15 protein-coding genes, 1 tRNA gene and 1 rRNA gene are annotated in these 17,647 nt (G+C 71.4%); 15 read left to right on the forward strand and 2 right to left on the reverse strand.

Annotation, left to right across the window (positions count from 1 at the left end; genetic code table 11):
• Nucleotides 1–76: ribosomal RNA gene (rrf, locus tag RWH44_RS15385) — 5S ribosomal RNA — on the forward strand; the annotation flags it as partial.
• Nucleotides 77–280: 204 nt separating this feature from the next.
• The gene (locus RWH44_RS15390) at nt 281–880 is read left to right on the forward strand and encodes a gamma carbonic anhydrase family protein (RefSeq protein WP_316005255.1); all 600 of its coding nucleotides are present in this window, start codon (nt 281–283) and stop codon (nt 878–880) included.
• Nucleotides 881–975: 95 nt separating this feature from the next.
• On the opposite strand, the gene RWH44_RS15395 is transcribed toward RWH44_RS15390, so the two are convergent.
• Nucleotides 976–3,648 (reverse strand): phosphoenolpyruvate carboxylase, encoded by a 2,673-nt coding sequence (locus RWH44_RS15395; RefSeq protein ID WP_316005256.1) that lies wholly within the window; start codon nt 3,646–3,648, stop codon nt 976–978.
• 349 nt (nt 3,649–3,997) lie between these two features.
• Between RWH44_RS15395 and RWH44_RS15400 the strand changes: the two genes are divergently transcribed.
• Both RWH44_RS15400 and hisS read left to right on the forward strand, forming a co-directional pair.
• Entirely contained in the window at nt 3,998–4,615 is a 618-nt protein-coding gene (locus RWH44_RS15400) for a nucleoside triphosphate pyrophosphohydrolase (RefSeq protein WP_316005318.1), read from the forward strand.
• Nucleotides 4,616–4,771: 156 nt separating this feature from the next.
• The gene (hisS, locus tag RWH44_RS15405) at nt 4,772–6,019 is read left to right on the forward strand and encodes a histidine--tRNA ligase (RefSeq protein ID WP_316005319.1); all 1,248 of its coding nucleotides are present in this window, start codon (nt 4,772–4,774) and stop codon (nt 6,017–6,019) included.
• Nucleotides 6,020–6,066: 47 nt separating this feature from the next.
• Here hisS and RWH44_RS15410 read toward each other — a convergent pair whose 3' ends face one another.
• Nucleotides 6,067–6,924: a helix-turn-helix transcriptional regulator gene (locus RWH44_RS15410; RefSeq protein WP_316005257.1), complete on the reverse strand. Its 858-nt coding sequence runs from the start codon at nt 6,922–6,924 to the stop codon at nt 6,067–6,069.
• Between the two features lie 122 nt (nt 6,925–7,046).
• Here RWH44_RS15410 and RWH44_RS15415 point away from each other — a divergent pair, with 122 nt between their 5' ends.
• The 11 genes from RWH44_RS15415 (at nt 7,047) to RWH44_RS15465 (ending at nt 17,641) form a co-directional block, all read left to right on the forward strand.
• Nucleotides 7,047–8,489 carry an MFS transporter gene (locus RWH44_RS15415; protein WP_316005258.1) on the forward strand — a complete coding sequence of 481 codons (1,443 nt, stop codon included), beginning with the start codon at nt 7,047–7,049 and terminating at the stop codon, nt 8,487–8,489.
• A 128-nt stretch (nt 8,490–8,617) separates the two neighbouring features.
• A complete protein-coding gene (locus RWH44_RS15420; protein ID WP_316005259.1) occupies nt 8,618–9,415 on the forward strand; it encodes an SGNH/GDSL hydrolase family protein in 798 nt (265 codons plus the stop codon).
• Between the two features lie 122 nt (nt 9,416–9,537).
• Entirely contained in the window at nt 9,538–10,329 is a 792-nt protein-coding gene (locus tag RWH44_RS15425; protein ID WP_316005260.1) for a cytochrome c oxidase assembly protein, read from the forward strand.
• 31 nt (nt 10,330–10,360) lie between these two features.
• Nucleotides 10,361–11,029 (forward strand): O-methyltransferase, encoded by a 669-nt coding sequence (locus RWH44_RS15430; RefSeq protein ID WP_316005261.1) that lies wholly within the window; start codon nt 10,361–10,363, stop codon nt 11,027–11,029.
• Between the two features lie 182 nt (nt 11,030–11,211).
• Entirely contained in the window at nt 11,212–12,492 is a 1,281-nt protein-coding gene (gene eno, locus RWH44_RS15435; RefSeq protein ID WP_316005262.1) for a phosphopyruvate hydratase, read from the forward strand.
• A gap of 263 nt (nt 12,493–12,755) precedes the next feature.
• Nucleotides 12,756–13,364 (forward strand): FtsB family cell division protein, encoded by a 609-nt coding sequence (locus tag RWH44_RS15440; RefSeq protein WP_316005263.1) that lies wholly within the window; start codon nt 12,756–12,758, stop codon nt 13,362–13,364.
• A gap of 103 nt (nt 13,365–13,467) precedes the next feature.
• Nucleotides 13,468–13,986, forward strand: coding sequence for a DUF501 domain-containing protein (locus RWH44_RS15445; protein ID WP_316005264.1), 519 nt, complete (start codon nt 13,468–13,470; stop codon nt 13,984–13,986).
• Nucleotides 13,983–15,302 (forward strand): S8 family serine peptidase, encoded by a 1,320-nt coding sequence (locus RWH44_RS15450; RefSeq protein WP_316005265.1) that lies wholly within the window; start codon nt 13,983–13,985, stop codon nt 15,300–15,302. The genes RWH44_RS15445 and RWH44_RS15450 overlap by 4 nt, the downstream gene beginning before the upstream one ends.
• A complete protein-coding gene (locus tag RWH44_RS15455) occupies nt 15,299–16,699 on the forward strand; it encodes an NAD(P)/FAD-dependent oxidoreductase (RefSeq protein ID WP_298871733.1) in 1,401 nt (466 codons plus the stop codon). The genes RWH44_RS15450 and RWH44_RS15455 overlap by 4 nt, the downstream gene beginning before the upstream one ends.
• 197 nt (nt 16,700–16,896) lie before the next feature.
• A tRNA-Leu gene (locus tag RWH44_RS15460) sits at nt 16,897–16,969 on the forward strand.
• A 102-nt stretch (nt 16,970–17,071) separates the two neighbouring features.
• Nucleotides 17,072–17,641 carry a LemA family protein gene (locus RWH44_RS15465; protein ID WP_298871736.1) on the forward strand — a complete coding sequence of 190 codons (570 nt, stop codon included), beginning with the start codon at nt 17,072–17,074 and terminating at the stop codon, nt 17,639–17,641.
• Nucleotides 17,642–17,647: the final 6 nt, after the last annotated feature.

Below are 17,647 nucleotides of genomic sequence, written 5' to 3' on the forward strand. Positions count from 1 at the left end.
GAACCCGGAAGCTAAGCCTCTCAGCGCCGATGGTACTGCAGGGGGGACCCTGTGGGAGAGTAGGACACCGCCGGACTTCCTTTAACGAAATGGCCACCCAACGCTGGGTGGCCATTTCGCATTCACGGGGGACATTCCCCGTGAGATGACAGCGCCGGTACGCACCCTCCGTGAACACGGGGGACGCGTACCGGCGCTTCGTCGTACCCGGACGGCGACGTGCTCGCGGCTCGGTGAGGCACGGGTCTACGCTGTGCATCACCCACCGGAAGGACACTCGATGCTGTTCGCACACCTGGGATCGGAACCGCGTATCCACCCCGATGCGGTGGTCGCGCCGACCGCGGTCATCAGCGGAGACGTGACGGTTGCCGCGGGCTGTCAGGTGCTGCACGGAGCCGTCATCACGGCGGAGGGCAGTCCGATCGTCCTAGGGGAGAACACGATCGTGATGGAGAACGCCATCGTGCGGGCGAGTTCCACCCACGCAGTCCACGTCGGCGCGCACACGCTCGTCGGCCCGATGGCGAGCATCGCCGGGGCGGACATCGGCGAGGAGGTGTTCCTCGCCACGGGAACGCGCGTCTTCAACGGCGCCGAGATCGGTGACCGGAGCGAAGTGCGCATCAACGCCGTGGTGCACCTCCGCACCGTGTTCCCGCCGGAAACCGTCGTGCCGATCTCCTGGGTGGCCGTGGGGGATCCCCTGCTGATCCTCCCGCCCGATCGTCACGAAGAGATCTGGGCGGCGCAGAAGGAGCTCGATTTCCCCGGGTACGTCTTCGGACTGGACCGCGAGACGCCGGATCTCATGGTGCAGCTCACCGAGCGTTACGGCCGCAGCCTCTCCCGCCACGGGACGGACCGCCGAATCGACTGACTCGGCGTGGCGGTGGCCGCGACGCCGTCGCCGTGAGACGACGATGCGCCGACCCCTCGTGAGGAGGAGCCGGCGCATCGACGGGGCGGAGTCGCTCAGCCGGTGTTCTGCAGGCCGGCCGCGACACCGCTGACCGACAGCAGCAGGAGGCGCTGGTGTTCGGCATCCGGAGTCGGGTTCTCTGCATCGACGTCGCGCAGGGCGCGAAGCGCCCGCAGCTGGAGGAGCGACAACGCGTCGACGTAGGGGCTGCGCATCTTGACCGCGCGCTGGAGGATCGGCTTGTTGCCGAGCAGGTCGCCGCCGGTGATGCGCTCGACCCAGGAGCGGGTGAGAAGCATCTCTTCCATCACGAGCTGGGCGAGGTCGTCGCGGTCGCCGAGCGCGAGGTAGCGCCGGGCGATACGCTCGTCGGCCTTCGCGAGGCTCATCGCGACGTTGTCGATCATCGTGCGGAACAGCGGCCACTGCTCGTACGCCTCGCTGAGACGCTGCGCGTCGCCGACGGCGTCGAGAGCGCTGCCGAGCCCGAACCAGCCGGCGAGGTTGATGCGTGCCTGCGTCCACGAGAACACCCACGGGATGGCGCGGAGGTCTTCGAGCGACTCGACCGAGAGGCCGCGACGGGCGGGCCGGGAGCCCAGCGCGAGATGCCCGAGCTCCTCCATCGGCGTGACCGTGGCGAACCACGGAGCGAAGCCGGGGGCCTTCACGAGAGCGAAGAAGCGCTCGCGCGAGGCCACGTCCATCTTCTGGGCGACGTCGGCGAAGGCGTCGGCGGCACCGCGGTTGCGGCGTTCGATCGACGGCGAGGATGCCGTGAGCACCGCCGCGGCGACCTGGTCGATGTGACGCATCGCGATGTCGGGGTCGCCGTAGCGGGCGAAGATGACCTCGCCCTGTTCGGTGAGCTTGAAGCGACCGTCGACCGAGTGCGGGGGCTGCGCGAGGATCGCGGAGTTCGCGGGACCGCCGCCGCGCCCGAGGGCACCGCCACGTCCGTGGAAGAGCGTGAGCTCGATGCCCTCCGCCTGGGCCCACGTCGAGATCTTCGCCTGCGCCTCGTAGAGCGCGAGGTTGGCGGCGACGGGGCCGACGTCCTTCGAGGAGTCGGAATAGCCGAGCATGACCTCGAGGCGGCGGCCGGTGGCATCCAGCCGGGAGACGAAGGCCGGGTGCGACACGATCTCGGCCAGGATGCCGGGGGCGGCCTGCAGGTCGGCGAACGTCTCGAAGAGCGGGATGACGTCGAGCACGGGAGGCTGCTCACCGGGGCCCATCGCGAAGGTCGCGAGCTCGTGGACGTTGGCGAGATCCTGCGCCGACTGCGTGAACGACACGATGTAGCGGCCGGCGGCGCGCGGTCCGAAGCGCTCCTGCACATAGGCGATCGAGCGGAAGACCTCGAGCACCTCCTCGGTCAGCTCGCTGCGCGCGTCGCCGGCACGGAGCTCGTCGAGCACCTTGCGGTGCACAGCCGAGTGCTGGCGCACCTCGAGTTCGGTGAGGTGGAAGCCGTAGGTCTCGACCTGCCATACGAGGCGCTGGAGTGCACCGTAGGCCTGGCGAGCGGCACCCGCGGCGACGAGGGAGTCCTGCACGCAGCGCAGGTCGGCCAGCAGGTGCTCGGGATCGCGGTAGGCGAGGTCGGCGTTGCGCGTGCGGGTCGCGGCGATCTTGCGGGCGAGCAGCAGCAGGATGCGGCGGTGCGGTTCGTCGGGGGAGCGCTCGGCGATCTCCGCGGCGGCGTCCTCGTCGGCCGCGCGCAGGCGGTGCCACAGTGCGACGAGGGCGTCACTGGGTGGGGTGGTCTCGGCATCCAGGGTCAATCCGCGACCGACGCGCTGCGTCGTCCGCTCGAGGCCCAGCAGCACGTGCTCGCTGGCGATCGCGGAGGCCTTGCGCGTGACGGACGCCGTGACGAACGGGTTGCCGTCGCGGTCGCCGCCGACCCAGGAGCCGACCCGCACGAAGGGCTTCACGATGGGGGCGCGGGCCCCGGCGTTCTCGCCCTGGAGGATGTCGTCGATGCGGCGGTAGACACGGGGCACGGCCGTGTAGAGGGTCTCGTCGAAGACCGCCATCACCGACCGCACCTCGTCGACCGGCGACGGCTTCTCGCGTCGCAGTGGAGCGGTGCGCCAGAGCGTGTCGATCTCCTCGAGCATGCGGCGCTCGGCGCGGCGGCTCTCGCTGTCGTTGCCGGCGGCGTCGTCGTGCTCGGCGAGCAGCTCGGAGAGGCGACGGATGCTGGTGGAGATCGCCCGCCGGCGCGCCTCGGTGGGGTGGGCGGTGAAGACGGGGTGGAAGCGCAGGGACTGCAGGCGCTCGAGCGCCGTCTCGCGTCCGACCTCGCCGGCCAGACGGTCGAACGCCGCGGCGATCGTGTCGGGCGTGCCGGAGCGCGAGGGGGCGTCACCGCGTTCGCGCAGGACGCGGACGCGCTGGTGCTCCTCGACGAGGTTGACGAGGTGGAAGTACGCAGTGAAGGCACGGGCCACCTCGTCGGCGCGCTCGATCGAGAACCCGTCGGCGATCGCCGCGGCCCGCTCGAACGCCTCCGATGTCTCGTCGGTGTAGGCCTGGATCGTCGCCGTGCGCAGCCGCTCGACGTCGTCGTACAGTCCGGGGGAGCCGCTCTCCTGAAGGACGCGGCCGAGGAGCGATCCGAGCAGGCGCACGTCGGCGCGCATCTGCTCGGGCAGTTCCTGGCCGGCTTCGAAGCGGCCCACGAGGTCGATGGCCTCGGTCGGGGTCAGTTCACGCACACGCCCCAGATTATCCGCGTCCTGTTGCGTGCAGATCACGTGTGACGTTCCTCGACGGCCACACGGGCCGAACTCCGGACTTTCTCCGGGATCGAGGGCCCGCGGCCAGAGGAATTGGCGACGTCGGCCGTGCGGCATCCGGAAATCTCCGGAGGTCGGGACACGGTGACCGGGAACACGCCGACGGATGCCGGGTCGGTCGCGGTCGGGAAGGGGCCGGGCGCGTGCGTTTCGGCACGTCAGGAGCCTGCGACCGTCGGGCCGGGGCATACTCGCAGTCGACGGGGCCGCCGGGCCCGCGGAGGGAGAGACCGTGAGCGACGACGCCCTGCGGGAAGCCGCCGAGACCATGCGTGCGGTGCGCGAGCGCTGCGTGTGGACGCAGCAGATCGATCACCGCGACCTCGTGCCGTACCTGGAGGAGGAGAGTGCCGAGGTCATCGACGCGGTCGAGACCGGAACACGGGCCGATCTCAGGGAGGAGCTCGGCGACCTGCTGTGGCAGGTGCTCTTCCACGCCGAGATCGCGGCGGGCGATGCCGAGGAGCCGTTCGACATCGACGACGTCGCGCGCGGGCTCACCGAGAAGATGGTGCGCCGGCATCCGCACGTCTTCGCGGATGCCGTGGCATCCACCCCCGAAGAAGTGCTCGTGCACTGGAACGCCGCGAAGGCGGCCGAGAAGCGCGAGCGCACGAGCGTGCTCGACGGCGTCAGCGAGCACATGCCGTCGCTCTCTCTCGCGCAGAAGCTCGTGGGCAAGGCGGCGCAGGTCGGGGTGCCGGCGCCGTCGCACCACCTCGCGGATCCGGAGACCGAGGCCGAGCTCGGCGATGCGCTGCTGACGCTGGTGCAGTTCGCGCGCGCGCACGGCTGGGATGCCGAGCGCGCGCTGCGCGAGCGCCTCCGCGCGCTGCGCGCCGACGTGCGAGCGGCGGAGCAGGGGGCCGTCTCGCGGGTCGACTGACGCACCCCGCCCGAGCGCACATGATCGGGTCGAGGGCGCCCGGCGCGGCGAGGCGGGAGAGGGTGACCTCGCGCGGACGCGTGGTCTCGGGCGCGCGGGGGACGGCCGGGAGCCTGGAACAATGGACGGGTGGCATCCGTGAACCCGCCGCGCGGCATGCGCGACTTCCTCCCCGCCGACAAGGCCCGTCGCGAGCGCGTGCTCGCCGTCATCCGGGAGCGCTACCGCGCGCACGGTTTCGACGAGATCGAGACCCCCGTCATGGAGGAGTACTCCCGTCTGCACGCCGGTCTCGGCGGCGACAACGAGAAGCTGTCGTTCAGCATCCTCAAGCGGGGGATGGATGCCGAGGGTATCCGCGCCGCAGCCGACGACCCGGCGGCCCTCGCCGACCTGGGCCTGCGCTACGACCTCACCGTTCCGTTGGCGCGCTTCTACGCGACCAACCGTGCGCAGCTGCCCACCGTCTTCCGGGCGATCCAGATGGCGCCGGTGTGGCGCGCGGAGCGCCCCCAGAAGGGGCGCTACCGCCAGTTCATGCAGTGCGACATCGACATCATCGGCGACGCCTCGGCGCGCGCCGAGGCGGAGTTGATGGTCGCGAGCCTCGACGTGCTCGACACGCTGGGACTCGAGGGCGGATCGATCCGCGTGAACGACCGCCGGGTGCTCGACGCGATGCTCGACGCGTTCGGCTTCGCTCCGGACGAGCGGCCGGGAGTGCTCATCACCGTCGACAAGCTCGACAAGATCGGCCCGTCGGGAGTCGTCGCGGAGCTCCGCGACCGTGAGGCGAGCGGCCCCGCCGTGGACGCCCTCGACGCCTATCTCGACCGACCCGCCGCCACCCCCTCGTTCGACGATGCCGGCATCCGCGCGGCCCTGCCGGACGGCATCCCCGACGAGGTCATCGCTCATCTCGTCTCGCTCGGCGAGACCGTGGCCGCGGCGCGCGGTGCGGACGCACCGCTGGTGTTCGACCCGTTCCTCGTGCGCGGCATGGGGTACTACACCGGCACTATCTTCGAGCTCGCCCACCCGAGCGTCGACTACTCCCTCGGCGGGGGCGGCCGATACGACGGCATGATCGGGCGGTTCCTCGGCCAGCAAGTACCGGCGGTGGGCTTCTCGATCGGGTTCGAGCGGATCGTCGACCTGCTGCCCGACGACGGTGCCGACGGGGAGCGCTCCGTCGTGCTCGTGCACGACCGGGACGTTCCGCTGGACCGACTGGTCGCGCTTAAGAGCCGACTCGTCGCCGACGGGGCGCGCGTGCGCCTCGAGCAGCGGGTGAAGAACATGAAGGCCCTGCTGGAGCGCTCTGCGGCCGACGGGTACACCGCGTTCGCCTCGGTGGGCACCGAGACCACCGCCGACTCCCTGGAGCTCAAGCCCCTCTCGTGAGGGCGACGGTCGCGTCGCGCCGGCGACGAGGCGGACCCGTGCCGGGATCAGGCCGCGGTGCTGACCAGTGCTTCGCTCGGGCGCTCGGCGGCGAGCCGTTCCAGACGCTCGGCGGTCGCGGCATCGCGGGGTGAGAACCACACCACGCGCGAGCCGAGGGCCTCGTCGATCCACAGGCTCGACATCTCGAGGTGCAGTTCGCCGACGCGGGGGTGCACGAGGTGCTTGGGGGCGTTGCGTTCCCCGCCGACGTCGCCCAGTCGCCAGAGCTCGCCGAAGCGCGGGGACTCCGCGTCGAGCTCGGCGACGAAGCGCTGCCACGACGCTTCGTCGTGGTGGCGGCCGTAGGCGGCGCGCAGGCGGGCGGCGATGCGTCGCTGCGCGTGGTCGAGGTCGACGTGGGCCCGCTGCCACGCGGAGTCGGTGAACAGCAGCACGGCGCAGTTGCGGCGCTCGACGGGCAGGTCGTCGAGGTCGTCGAAGAGGTAGCGGTAGGACCGGTTGTAGGCGCGGATGTCGAACCGCGACGTCTGCACCGCGGCGGGGTAGGGCATGAGCTTCTCGAGCAGATCGAGGTGCGTCTGCCCGACGCACATCCGCGCCGCACGGTCGGGGAGGGGGAGGTCGGCGAGGGCGAAGAGGTGGTCGCGCTCGTCATCGCTCAGCAGGAGTGCGCGGGCGATCGCCGTGACGACCTGAGCCGAGGCGGCGATCGGCCGCCCCTGCTCGAGCCAGGTGTACCAGGTCAGCCCCACCCCGGCGAGCTGGGCGACCTCTTCTCGGCGCAGTCCCGCGACCCGGCGCCGGGTTCCGTCGGGCAGACCGACGTCGGCGGGGCGCAGGCGCGCACGACGACTGCGCAGGAACGCCGCGAACTCCGCGCGGACATCGTCGGACCGGGTCATGGGATCCTCCTCCGGCGATCCTAGAACCGCGCCGGTGGCTCGCCCGCCCCCTGGGGAGTGCTGTCAGTACCAGGATGACGGGGCTCCTGGTACCAGGATGTCACGCCTTCCATGCTGGCACCATGACCACCTCCGCACAGCCGGCGACCGGCAGCGCCCCGGTGCCCATCCGCCCCCAGGCCGACGACGTGCCGACCTGGCGCTACCTCGGCTTCCTGCTCGGGCCGGGCGCCGGCACCTTCGCCTTCAACGCCGTCACCGTGATCCTCCCGACGCTCCGGGAGCGGTTCGCCGCCGGCGACATCGCCCTCGAACTCGTCATCGCGGCGTACGGCATCCCGTTCGCGGTGCTGCTGATCCTCGGTGGACGACTGGGCGACCGCTTCGGACGCCACCGGCTGTACACGCTCGGAATGGGACTGTTCCTGGTGTCGGCGATCGCGTGCGCCTTGGCCCCGTCGATCGAGACGCTGATCGCGGCCCGGGTCGTCCAGGGCGTGGGAGCGGCGCTGTGCACGCCGCAGGTGCTCGGCACGATCCAGGCGACCTCGCGCGGAGCGGCGCGCACCCGGGCGATCGCCGCCTTCGGCGCGAGCGGTGGGATCGGCGCCGCCGTGGGCCAGGTGGCCGGAGGCGCTCTCGCGGCCCTGTCGTTCGGTCCCGTCGAGGGCTGGCGCGCGGTGTTCGTCGTCGTCGCCCTCATCGCGGTCGCGGCGATCTCGTTCGCACCGCTCGCACCGCGCTCCCGCTCGCACGAGGTGGTGGCCATCGACCTCATCGGGACCGCGGCGCTCGCCGTCGGCATCCTCGCGGCGTCCGTGGCTCTCACCTTCGGACCGGTGTGGAACTGGTCGTGGCCCGTCGCGGTCGCCCTCGTCGTCGCCGCCGTCGCTTTCGTGGCGATGTGGCGGCATCAGGACGGCATCGAGCGGTCGGGGCGCGTGCCGTTGCTGCCGCCCAGCGTCCTGCGCCTGCGCCCCCTGCAGCTGGGGCTGATCGCGGCCGCACTGTTCTTCGCCGGCTACTCGGCTCTGTTGTACGTCTTCCCGCGCGCCGTCGAGGCCGGCGGACTCAGCTCGCTGCAGGCGGGGCTCGCGCTCCTGCCCTTCGCGGTGGTGTTCGCGGCCATGTCGCTCGCGGTCGCGCGGGTGCAGAGCCGGCTGGGGGACACGACGCTCGTGCTCGGCGTCGCCCTGCAGATCGTCGCGCTCATCGCCATGGCCGCGACCCTCGGCATCGCGTGGGGGAGCGACATCGGGCTGTGGTTGCAGCCCGCGCTGATCCTGCTCGGCGTCGGGCAGGCGTTGATCTTCTCGCCGCTCACGCAGCTCGTGGTGCGCGAGGTCCCCGTCGAGGCGGCGGGCCTGTCGGGCGGGATGTTCAGCACCGCCCAGCAGCTGGCGCTGTCGTTCGGCGTCATCGTCATCGGGGGCGTCGTGAGCGTCACCGGCGCCGCCGGGCGCGACGAGCTGATCGCGGGTCTCGCGCTCGACATCGCCCTCGCCGTCGCGGTGCTGGTGCTCGCGATCGTGCTGCGCGCCCAGAGCGCTCGAACCGCGGGCTGAACGCGCGCGGCGGGCGCGCGGCATCCGGTCGGGACTCAGGATGCCGGGAGCCCGCCGTCGCCGCGTCGTCACGGGGCGTCCACCGCTCGTTCACCGCGGCCCGGTGTCATCAGAGCATGCGTCGTCCGGTGACCGTGACCGCCGCCTCCGCGATCGCGCTCCTGGGCGCCGGTGCCGTGGGGCTGCGCACCCTCATCGCGCGCCAGGCGGCGATCGCCCGTCGCCGCATCGGCAAGCCGCTGGGCGAGCAGGCGCTCGACGCGGATCGGGTCTGGCGCGGCAAGAAGCACCCGGGGCGACCGGTCGAGCTGCTGCTGCTCGGGGATTCGATCGCGGCGGGCCTGGGCGCCGGGCATCGACGCGACACCCTCGGGGCGCGGTTGGCCAAGGGCATCGCTCGCGCGGCGGCGCGGCCGGTGCGACTGCGCACCGCGGCGGTCGTCGGATCGGAGACCTCGGCGCTGGCCGAGCAGATCGCCGCACTCCCCGAGGGATATCGTCCGGATGCCGCGGTCATCGTCGTCGGCGGGAACGACGTGACCCACCGGATCCCGGCATCCCGTTCCGCGGGCCAGCTCGAGGAGGTCGTCCGCGGTCTGCGGGACGACGGGATCCCCGTCGTCGTGGGGACCTGCCCCGACCTCGGCACGCTGCGGGCGATCCCGCAGCCCCTGCGCGCGCTGGCCGCACGGTCGTCGCGGCAGCTCGCCGCGGCGCAAGCGGTGGCGGTGCACCGGGCGGGAGGCCGCGTCGTCGCCCTCGCCCGCGCCGTCGGACCCGTGTTCGCCGAGCGCCCCGACGAGATGTTCAGCGTCGACCGCTTCCACCCGAGCGCGCTCGGGTACCGGCGCACCGCCGAGGCCCTGCTGCCGGCGATCCTCGCGGCGCTCGAGATCGCACCGGTCGCCGTCGAGGCGGACCGCTGAGCCCGCCTCGAGGGGCGTCCCGGCTCCCGCATAGCTTCGCGGCCTAGCGTGCCCTCACGCCTCCCGTCGAAGACTTCCTCAGCACCTGGCGCGCCGACCCCCTCACGCTCGGCGTGCTGTTCGTGGCATCCCTCGCGTACCTGTTCGGCGTCCGCCGGGTGCGCCGCCGCGGAGAAGCCTGGCCGCTTCGGCGCTCGATCGGCTTCTTCGTCCTGGGGCTCCTTCCCTACGCCGTGATCGAGCTCGGGTTCCTCGGCGTGTACTCGGGGCAGTTGCGGTGGGCGTTCTCGACCCGCATCGCGCTGCTGATCTTCGCCGTCCCCGCCGGGATCGCGGCGGGCCGCCCCCTGGATCTCGTCCCCTCCCCGGTGCGGGAGCGCCTGCTGGCGTCACGCGTGACGCGCGTCTTCGGGAACGCGATGGTCGCCACCGTGGTCATCGCCGCGGTGTTCTGCCTCTTCCTCACGCCCGTGGCCGGCATCCTGCGCGTGGATGCAGTCGTCGAGGCCTCGCTCGGTGTCGTCGTTCCCCTCGTGGGGCTCGCGATGGTGCTGCCGATGATGGCGCTGGGAGCGGTGCACACCGGCACCTTCATCGCGATCGAGTTCCTCCTCGCCTTCGTCGAGCTCCTGATCGACTCCGTTCCGGGCCTGCTGATGCGCCTGAACGATTCGGTGCTCGATCTCATCCCGGATGCCGCGCAGGCGGTGTCGTGGTGGCCGTCGACGCTGCACGACCAGCACCTCGCGGGCGACATGATCTGGTTCATCGCCGAGTTCGCGGACGTGCCGATCCTCGTCATCCTGATGATCCGGTGGATGCGGTCGGATCGGGTCGAGGCGAAGGGCTTCGACGACCTCACCGACGAGGAGTACGACCGGATGACGCGCGCGCACCTGCGCGGGGAGCGTTGACCCGCATCCTCCGCCGCGCCAGGCTGGGAGGGTGCCCACCCACGATGACGTCGACGCGTTCCTGACCGAGACGCTCCTCACGGCGGACCCGACCCTCGACGCCGCGCTGCGGGCGCAGCACGAGGCCGGCATGCCCGCGATCGAGGTCGCTCCGGTGAACGCCAAGTTCCTGCACCTGCTCACGCGCGTCGCGGGCGCTCGCCGCGTGCTCGAGATCGGCACGCTCGGCGGGTACTCCACCATCTGGCTCGCCCGCGCCGTGGGCGCGGAGGGGCGGGTCGTCACGATCGAGGCCGAGCCCGCCAATGCCGCCGTCGCCCAGGCGAACCTGGAGCGGGCCGGAGTGGCCGATCGCGTGGAGATCCTGCTCGGTCGCGGTACGGAGGTGCTCCCGACCCTCGACGGGGGCGAGCCCTTCGACCTCGTCTTCATCGACGCCGACAAGGAGTCGAACACCGTCTACCTCGACTGGGCGGCGCGCCTGGGCCGCCCCGGCACGGTGATCGTGCTCGACAACGTCGTGCGCGGGGGAGAAGTGGCGGATGCCGGGACCGCCGACTCCAAGGTGCTCGGCGCGCGCCGGGGCATCGAGATGCTCGGCACCGACCCCCGTTTCGACGCGACGGCCCTGCAGACCCTCGACCGCAAGGGCTGGGACGGGATCGCGCTCGCGATCGTCGTGACCCCCGCGGCATCCTGACCCGGCAGCCCGATCGCCGGGTCTCCGACCCTGCCGAAGGGCCCGGGTCGCGCGGGCGCCGGTGGCTCGGACCTCCTGGCGGAGAAGCCGGCCCCACGCCCGCCGACCGGGGTCACTAGACTCGACCACGGACCGACGACGCTCCGCCCCCTCTCCACCCAAGAACCAACGAGGAGTCCTTCGTGGCACTTATCGAGGCTGTCAACGCGCGCGAGATCCTGGATTCGCGCGGTAACCCGACCGTCGAGGTGGAGGTGCTCCTCGACGACGGCATCGTCCAGCGGGCGGCCGTCCCCTCCGGCGCGTCCACCGGCGCGTTCGAGGCCTACGAGCTGCGCGACGGCGACAAGGGCCGCTACAGCGGCAAGGGCGTGCTCAAGGCCGTCGCCGCGGTCGTCGACGAGCTCGGACCCGCCATCGAGGGCGTCGAGGCCAGCGAGCAGCGCATCATCGACGAGATCCTCATCGAGACCGACGGCACCGAGAACAAGTCGCGCACCGGCGCCAACGCCATCCTCGGCGTCTCGCTCGCCGTCGCCAAGGCCGCCGCCGACAGCGCCGACCTGCCGCTGTTCCGCTACCTCGGCGGACCCAACGCCCACCTGCTGCCCGTCCCGCTGTTCAACGTCATCAACGGCGGCGAGCACGCCGACAACGGCATCGACTTCCAGGAGTTCTTCCTCGCGCCCATCGGCGCCGAGACCTACGGCGAGTCGCTGCGCTGGGGCACCGAGGTCTACCACGTCCTCAAGGGCGAGCTGAAGTCCGCGGGCTACAACACCGGCCTCGGCGACGAGGGCGGCTTCGCCCCCGACCTGCCCAGCAACCGCGAGGGCCTGGACTTCCTCATCCGCGCGATCGAGAAGGCCGGCTTCACCCCGGGCAAGGACATCGCCGTCGGCCTCGACGTCGCCGCCACCGAGTTCTACAAGGACGGCGTCTACACGGTCGAGGGCAAGGAGTGGAGCGTCGACACGCTCGTCGACTACTTCGCCGACCTCGTCGCCAACTTCCCGATCGTCACGATCGAAGACGCCCTCGCCGAGGACGACTGGGACGGCTGGAAGAAGCTGACGGATGCCATCGGCTCCAAGGTCCAGCTCGTCGGCGACGACCTGTTCGTCACCAACCCCAAGCGCCTGCAGCAGGGCATCGACCTCGGCGTCGCCAACTCGCTGCTGGTGAAGGTCAACCAGATCGGCACGCTCTCCGAGACGCTCGACGCGATCTCGCTGGCGACCCGCTCGGGCTACACCTCGATGCTGTCGCACCGCTCGGGTGAGACCGAGGACACCACGATCGCCGACCTCGCCGTCGCGGTCAACGCCGGCCAGATCAAGACCGGTGCCCCCGCGCGCAGCGAGCGCGTCGCGAAGTACAACCAGCTGCTGCGCATCGAGGAAGAGCTCGGCGCCGCCGCCGTCTTCGCCGGCCGCTCGGCGTTCCCCCGCTTCAAGGGCTGAGCGTCTGACATGCGAGGAGGGGGAGCCCGAGGGCTCCCCCTCCTTCGTCGTTCCCGGGCCATTGCGGCGTCGTGCCGCGGGCCGGGGCGCACTCGCGAGGACGACCCCTTGGCATCCGCTCGACGAGGGACGCGGGGAGATCGATCCTGTGGGCTCGGCTCGACGGAGCACGCGGCGTGGCCCACGGGGAACGCCGGGGCCGCCGACGTAGACTCGCCTGCGGTCCGGGCACGTGTGCACCGGGCGGATGAGAGGGGCTGGACGTGGATCGACCGACACTGCCACCCCGCAAGACGCCCGCTCCCCGGCCGGCCGCCGGGAAGAAGGCGCCGCGCCGCCAGCCCGCCTCGACGCCCTCGCGGCGCACGCCGACCTCGCGTCCGGCCACGCGCCCCCGTCTCGACGTGCGCGAGTGGCTCGGTAAGGTGCGCATCTCGGGTTTCGTCGTCATCATGCTGGGCCTGGTCGTGCTCGGCACGTTCGTCCTGGTGCCGACCGTGGGCACGTACATGGACCAGCGCCAGCAGATTCAGGCGCTGCGCAGCGCCGTCGCCCTGAGCCAGTCGGAGGTCGCCGACCTGCAGACGCAGCGCGAGCGGTGGTCCGACCCGGCGTACATCCGGACGCAGGCGCGCGAGCGTCTCGGCTACACCTTCCCCGGCGAGGTGGTGTACCTCATCGACAACGACCTGCCCGCCTCGGCGACGCCGCAGGAGCAGGCCGACGTGAGCGACGACGTCGGGCAGACCCGGACGGACTGGATGGCGCAGCTCGTGCGCTCGGTCGCCGCATCGGGAGCGGCGCAGGTGGCGGTGCCGTCCCTCCAGATCGGCGTGCCCGATCCGTCTCCGTCCCAGACCCCGTCCGGCTGAACCCGCGTCGCCCGACCTTCCGCAGGTCGGAGCCGGCCGCCCCCGCGACGAGGCGCCGACGGCTCCGGGCGCGGTGTCGGACACGCCGGGTACCCTGGCAGAGATGACTACCGCACCGCTTCCTCCCGCTTCCGACGCCGACCTCGCTGTTCTGCAGGCGCAGCTCGGCCGTGTCCCGCGCGGGGTCATCGGCATCGCCGCACGGTGCGCGTGCGGCAACCCGACGGTCGTGGCCACCTCTCCGCGACTCGACGACGGCAGCCCGTTCCCCACGTTCTACTACCTCACCCACCCCGCCGCGACCGCGGCGATGTCGGTGCTCGAGGCCGGCCATGTCATGAAGGAGTTCTCCGACGAGCTCGCGGAAGACGAGGAGCTGCAGGCCGCCTATCGCTTGGCGCACGAGGCGTACCTGCGAGACCGCGCCGCCTACGGCGAGCCCGAGGAGATCGCGGGCATCTCAGCCGGGGGGATGCCGACGCGCGTGAAGTGCCTGCACGCCCTCGCCGGCCACGCTCTGGCGGCGGGCCCGGGCGTCAACCCGATCGGCGATCGGGCTCTCGAGCGCGGTACCTGGTCACCCGAGCGATGCGAGTGCGAGAGCCCCGGGGCCGGCGGATGAAGCGCGTCGTCGTCGCCGTGGCATCCGTCATCCTCATGGCGGTGATGACCGGCGCGACGGCTTCTCCGGCGGCGACGTCGGGCCCGGTGCCCGAGGACCCCACCGATTCGGTGCGCGCTTCGGAGTATTGGCTCGACCAGTACGGCGTGCGCGAGGCGTGGAAGACCACGCGCGGGGCCGGTCAGAAGATCGCCATCATCGACACCGGCATCGCCCGCGGCCCCGCGGAATTCACCGGCGCGGTGGTCGCCGGCACCGACGTCTCGGGCGTGGGGGCATCCGACGGACGGACGCCGGTGGGAGCCGTGGATGCCAACCACGGCAGCTGGGTCGCCTCGCTCGCCGCGGCGCGCGGCACGGGCGACGGTCGCGGCATGATCGGCGTGGCGCCCGAGGCCGAGCTGCTCTCGATCTCCGTCGGCTTCGGCGCCTCAAGCACCAAGCCGTTCTCCGAGCAGATTGCCGAGGCGATGACGTGGGCGGTCGACAACGGTGCGACCGTCATCAACCTCTCGCTGACCACCAACACCCTCGACTGGGACACCAGCTGGGACACCGCGTTCGAGTACGCCTTCGACAACGACGTCGTGGTGGTGGTCGCCGCGGGGAACCGGGGGAGCGGCACCGACCGCGTGGGCGCCCCGGCCACGATCCCCGGCGTCCTCGCCGTCGGCGGCGTCGATCCGAACGGCACCGCGAGCAACAGCGCCTCGACCCAGGGCATCACGATCGGGCTCTCCGCCCCCAGCGAGCGGCTCATCGGCGTCTCGTCCGACGGCACCCTGGTGGGGTGGAACGGCACCAGCGGAGCGGCGCCGATCGTCGCGGGCATCGCCGCGCTGGTGCGCGCGGCCCACCCGGAACTCGACGCCAACAACGTGCTGAACCGGCTCATCCAGACCGCCAAGCCCGCGGCCGGCGCGACGAGCGTGCCCGACAAGCTGTACGGCTACGGACTGGTGGATGCCGCCGGCGCGGTGTCGGCGAGGGTCGACACGGTCAGCGAGAACCCGCTCGGCAGCCTGAAGGAATGGATCCGCCTGTACCGTCGCGCCGATGCCGAACCGGCGCCCGAGCCGACGGCGAGTCCGGTCGAGATCCCGGCTCTGCCGCCGGTCGACTCGGCGCCCGAGGCCGGTTCGCCTCTTCTCCCGTCGCGCGATAGCGTGCTCTACGGATCGTTGCCGCTCGGGGGCGCCACGCTGGCCGCTATAATGATTGCGCTCGGCGTCAGTGCTGCTGCCCGGCGAATCCGACAGGCGCGCACCTCCCGCGAGCCGAGCCGCACCACAAACGAGGAGTCCCTCCCATCGTGACCACTACCGTGCCCAGAATCCTCATCGTCGGTGGGGGCTACGCAGGTTTCTACACCGCCTGGAAGCTCGAGAAGCTCCTCGGGCGTGGCGAGGCCGAAGTCACGCTCGTCGACCCGCTGCCGTACATGACGTATCAGCCGTTCCTCCCCGAGGTGGCCGCCGGTGAGATCGAGCCGCGCCACGTCGTGGTCGGCCTGCGTCGCCACCTCAAGCGCACCACCGTCATCGCGGGCAAGGTCACGGGCATCTCGCACGCGACCAAGACCGCCACGATCACGCCGATCGCGGGCGACGAGACCTTCGAGCAGGGCTACGACCAGATCGTCGTGACCGCCGGCGCCGTCTCGCGCACGTTCCCGATCCCCGGGATCGCCGACAACGCGATCGGTCTGAAGACCATCGAAGAGGCCGTCGCCATCCGCGACCGCCTCACGTCGAACTTCGACAAGGCCTCGGTGCTTCCAGCCGGTCCCGAGCGCGATCGTCTGCTGACCGTCGTCGTCGTCGGCGGCGGGTTCGCCGGCATCGAGGTGTTCGCCGAGCTGCGCGCCTACGCCTCGTCGCTGCTGAAGCAGTACCCCACGCTGGCGTTCGACGACACGCACTTCCACCTCATCGAGGCCATGGGTCGGATCATGCCCGAGGTGTCGCAGAAGACGAGCGAGTGGGTGCTCGCCGACCTCGCGAAGAAGGGTGCGTTCGTGCACCTCGACACGCAGGTCAAGGGCGCCGTCGACGGTGTCATCGAGCTGTCCACCGGTGAGCAGCTGCCCACCGACCTCATCATCTGGACCGCCGGCGTCATGGCCAACCCCACGGTGGTGCGCGGCAGCGACCTCCCGGTCGAGGAGCGCGGTCGCATCCGCACCCGCCCCGACCTGCGCGTGGGCACCGACGAGGAGATCGTCGAGGGCGCCTGGGCCGCCGGCGACGTCTCGGCCGTTCCCGACCTGTCGGGCGGCGGCGTGGGCGGCTTCTGCGTCCCCAACGCCCAGCACGCGGTGCGTCAGGGCAAGCTCATGGCGAAGAACCTCGTGGCCGTGCTGCGCGGCGAGGAGCCCAAGCAGTACAACCACAAGAACCTCGGTGCCGTCGCCGGCCTGGGGCTGTACAACGGCGCGTTCCAGTCGGGCAACATCGCCCTGACCGGTTTGATCGCCTGGTTCGCCCACCGCGGCTACCACGGCCTGGCCATGCCCACGTGGGAGCGCAAGTTCCGCGTCATCGGCGACTGGATCCAGAACTTCGTCCACGGCCGCGAGGTCGTGTCGCTCGAGGCCGTGCAGAAGCCCCGTGCGGCGTTCGAGGAGTTCGCGGCGCGTCCGCGCCCGGCCGCTCCCGCGGCCGACGCGCCGGCCCCGGCCGAGAAGAAGGCCGAGCCCGTCGCGGCGAAGTAACCTCTTCCCGTTCGAGACCCCCGTGCCCTCGAGGCGCGGGGGTCTCGTCGTCCCGCCATGCGGCCGGCGCGTGCGTGGTCAGCGCGATTCGCGTCGTCGTGCGGAGGTCGAGCCCGCCACGCCGGATCGGGGCCCCGGTCGATCCGCCGGACGGGCGTCGGCGGACGCGAGCCGCCCCGCGCTACGGTGGATGACGGGCCCCCGTAGCCCAATGGCAGAGGCAGGCGACTTAAAATCGCTTCAGTGTGGGTTCGAGTCCCACCGGGGGTACGGCATCCATCGCATCCGCTGAGAGTCCCCGTCCGGCTCCGTGCCGCCGACCGGCCCGCAGTTACACTGAAGGGCAATCTCTCGAACGGAGTGTGGGGACTTATGTGGGAGTGGCTCGTACCGGTCATCGTGATCGTCGGCATCCTCGTCATCGCCGGCATCTACCTGTGGGCCACGTACAACGCCCTCGTGTCGCTCAACGTGCGCGTCGACGAGGCGTGGAGTGACATCACGGTGCAGCTCAAGCGTCGCGCCGACTTGCTGCCCAACCTCATCGAAACGGTGAAGGGGTACGCGGCCCACGAGAAGGCGGTCTTCGAGAACGTCACCCGGGCCCGCGCCGAAACGCTGAACGTCGAGAGCCCCGCCGAGGCGGGTGTCGCCGAAGGACACATGCAGCAGGCGCTGAAGTCGCTCTTCGCCGTGGCCGAGGCGTATCCGCAGCTGCAGGCGAGCCAGAACTTCCTCGCTCTGCAGCAGGCGATCGTCGACACCGAAGACAAGATCCAGGCGTCGCGCCGGTTCTACAACGGCGGTGTGCGCGAACTCAACACCAAGATCAAGGTGTTCCCGAATAACCTCTTCGCCCGTCAGCTCGGCTTCCACGAGCGCGAGTTCTTCGAGGTCATCGACGGTGCGGCCATCTCCGAGCCGCCTCGCGTGCAGTTCTGACGCTCC

The sequence above is a fragment of the Microbacterium phycohabitans genome, from assembly GCF_032464935.1.
GTDB classification, from domain to species: Bacteria; Actinomycetota; Actinomycetes; order Actinomycetales; family Microbacteriaceae; genus Microbacterium; species Microbacterium phycohabitans.

What these genes read in the sequence shown, in the direction of transcription:
- RWH44_RS15465 (WP_298871736.1), top strand. Translation starts at nt 17,072, where the DNA reads ATGTGGGAGTGGCTCGTACCGGTCATCGTGATCGTCGGCATCCTCGTC.
- RWH44_RS15390 (WP_316005255.1), top strand. Translation starts at nt 281, where the DNA reads ATGCTGTTCGCACACCTGGGATCGGAACCGCGTATCCACCCCGATGCG.
- RWH44_RS15415 (WP_316005258.1), top strand. Translation starts at nt 7,047, where the DNA reads ATGACCACCTCCGCACAGCCGGCGACCGGCAGCGCCCCGGTGCCCATC.
- hisS (WP_316005319.1), top strand. Translation starts at nt 4,772, where the DNA reads ATGCGCGACTTCCTCCCCGCCGACAAGGCCCGTCGCGAGCGCGTGCTC.
- RWH44_RS15450 (WP_316005265.1), top strand. Translation starts at nt 13,983, where the DNA reads ATGAAGCGCGTCGTCGTCGCCGTGGCATCCGTCATCCTCATGGCGGTG.
- RWH44_RS15445 (WP_316005264.1), top strand. Translation starts at nt 13,468, where the DNA reads ATGACTACCGCACCGCTTCCTCCCGCTTCCGACGCCGACCTCGCTGTT.
- RWH44_RS15410 (WP_316005257.1), bottom strand. Translation starts at nt 6,924, where the DNA reads ATGACCCGGTCCGACGATGTCCGCGCGGAGTTCGCGGCGTTCCTGCGC.
- RWH44_RS15400 (WP_316005318.1), top strand. Translation starts at nt 3,998, where the DNA reads ATGCGTGCGGTGCGCGAGCGCTGCGTGTGGACGCAGCAGATCGATCAC.